The sequence below is a fragment of the Pseudomonas sp. P4_C3 genome (assembly GCF_056402075.1).
Map to the genome: position 1 here is coordinate 1 of NZ_JBFUIC010000468.1, position 2,542 is coordinate 2,542.

A 2,542-nucleotide genomic window follows, 5' to 3' on the forward strand; every position below is an offset into this window, starting at 1 on the left:
GTCATGTCCCACTCGACCACACCCTGGGCGACGCCATCGAACATCACTTCGAACTTCGAGCCATCTTCACTGAGCAGCTTGACCTGCCACTGACCGCCGGCACCGGTGGTTTGCACCGGCGTCCAGCAACCCATCTCGATAACACGCTGCAACGCCGGCTCAGTGGTCGGATGAATCACCAGGCCTTCGCTCGGGATGGTCCGCACCAAGTGATGGAACTGTCGCTCGATGGCCGGCAGATCCGGGAAGATGTCCGCGTGATCGAATTCGAGGTTGTTCAGGATTGCCGTGCGCGGACGGTAGTGCACGAACTTGGAACGCTTGTCGAAGAACGCACTGTCGTACTCGTCGGCTTCGATGACGAAGAACGGCGTATCGCCCAGGCGCGCCGACACCGAGAAGTTTTGCGGCACGCCGCCGATCAGGAAGCCCGGGGCCATGCCCGCGTGCTCCAGTACCCAGGCCAGCATGCTGCTGGTGGTGGTCTTGCCGTGCGTACCGGCAACGGCCAGTACCCAACGACCTTGCAGCACGTGATCGGCCAGCCATTGCGGGCCGGAGACGTAAGGCAGGCCTTTGTTCAGCACGTACTCCACCGCCGGGTTGCCCCGGGACATGGCGTTGCCGATCACCACCAGATCGGGGGCCGGATCGAGTTGCGCCGGGTCGTAGCCTTGGGTCAACTCGATGCCCTGGGCTTCCAGCTGAGTGCTCATCGGCGGATAGACGTTGGCATCGGAGCCCGTCACGTGATGGCCCAGCTCTTTGGCCAGAACCGCCATTGACCCCATGAAAGTGCCGCAGATACCAAGAATATGAATGTGCATAGTCGACCTCGTAAAACATGGCCGCAGGTTAGCTTAGGGAGGGGAAAATCGCACCTGATGTTTCAATGGCGCTCAGCGCAAAACCTGTAGGAGCCGGCTTGCCGGCGAAGACAATCTCCAGACCGCCTTCGCCGGCAAGCCGGCTCCTACAGGTCGACGTAGCAATTACCGAGCGATGCCGTGTTTACGCAGCTTCCGATAGAGGGTATTTCGACTGACCCCCAACTGCTCAGCCGTATGCGTCATGTGCCACCGCGTCTGCTCCAGCGCATTGAGTAACGCCAGCCGCTCGGCATCATCCAGCGGATGCTCTGATGGCTCCTCGATAGCCTGCGCCGCCACCGGCCGCGCCTGGCGAATCATCGCCGGCAAATCTTCCAGACCGATCCGCCCGTCCTCACACAGTGCCGCCAACGTACGCAGCACATTACGCAACTGCCGCACGTTGCCCGGCCAGGCGAATCCCAATAAGGCCTCCCGCGCCGGCCCGTCGATCAACACAGTTTCTGCGCCTGCCTCCTCGGCCAGCAAAAAGTCGAGCAACCGGGATTTGTCGCTACGATCACGCAAGGCCGGCAACGCGACTTCCAGCCCGTTGAGCCGGTAATACAAATCCTCACGGAAGCTGCCGTCCTCCACGCGACCCAGCAAGTTGCGGTGAGTGGCACTGATGATCCGCACATTCACCGCTTCCGGCTCGCCGCCGATCGGCACCACTTGCCGGTCTTCCAGCACCCTCAGCAATCGCGTCTGCAGGGCCAGTGGCATGTCACCGATTTCATCGAGGAACAACGTGCCGCCATCGGCCTGTTGCAACTTGCCGCGCATGCCTTCCTTGCGCGCGCCGGTGAAACTGCCACCGCGATAACCGAACAGCTCGCTTTCGATCAGGCTTTCAGGAATGGCCGCGCAATTGAGGGCGACGAAGGCTTTTTCCGCCCGCTGGCTGGCGTGGTGCACCGCTTTGGCAAAGGCCTCCTTGCCGGACCCGGTTTCGCCGTTGATCAGCAGCGGCACGTCGCGTTCGTAGACGCGCAAAGCCTTACGGAAGTCCGCCTGCAACGTCGCGTCATCCAGGCAAATGCCCGACAGGCGCGGTACTTGTGCAACCTTGGCAGTTGGCACCATCGGAATCGGCAGCGACCGCCGTGCCTCACCGCGCAATACCGCGAACAGCTTGCGACCATCGCGGGTGCGCAACGGCCAACTGGCGGCGGCATTGGTGCTCGCGCGACCGAGCAACTCATCGAGCGAGCAATCGAAAAACGCCTCCACCGGCTTACCCAGCAAGCCGCCGCGAATATGTCCCAGCAGGTTCAGCGCACTCTGGTTGACCGCGCAAATTCGCCCTTCTCCGTCGAACGCCAGCAACCCTTCGCTGAACAAACCGACGGACTCGGCCTGCAAGTGAAAACGCAACAACCATTGGTTGTCGAAGCAGCGCAGGAAGTAGCAGCTCTCGATCATCTTCGCCGACAGATTGACCAGCGCCATGGTGTGAAACTGGCTTTGCCGCGACACGTCGCGCCGCGCCGACGACACGTCGAGCACCGCCAGCAGTTCGCCATGGGGATCGAAGACCGGGCTCGCCGAACAGGTCAGGCCGGTGTGGCGGCCGCGAAAGTGTTCGTCCTGATGGATGGTCAGCGACTGACGCTCCACCAGGCAGGTGCCGATGCCGTTGGTGCCTTCGCAGGCCTCGCTCCAGTCGGCGC

At 62.2% G+C, this 2,542-nt stretch carries 2 protein-coding genes; both read right to left on the bottom strand.

From position 1 onward, the window contains the following. On the bottom strand, positions 1-827 hold an 827-nt coding region (mpl, locus tag AC1DVH_RS29415), incomplete at its 3' end, for a UDP-N-acetylmuramate:L-alanyl-gamma-D-glutamyl-meso-diaminopimelate ligase (protein WP_477756745.1). 165 nt (positions 828-992) lie between these two features. After that, the coding region (locus tag AC1DVH_RS29420; RefSeq protein WP_477756746.1) for a sigma-54-dependent Fis family transcriptional regulator at positions 993-2,542 on the bottom strand (1,550 nt) is incomplete at its 5' end.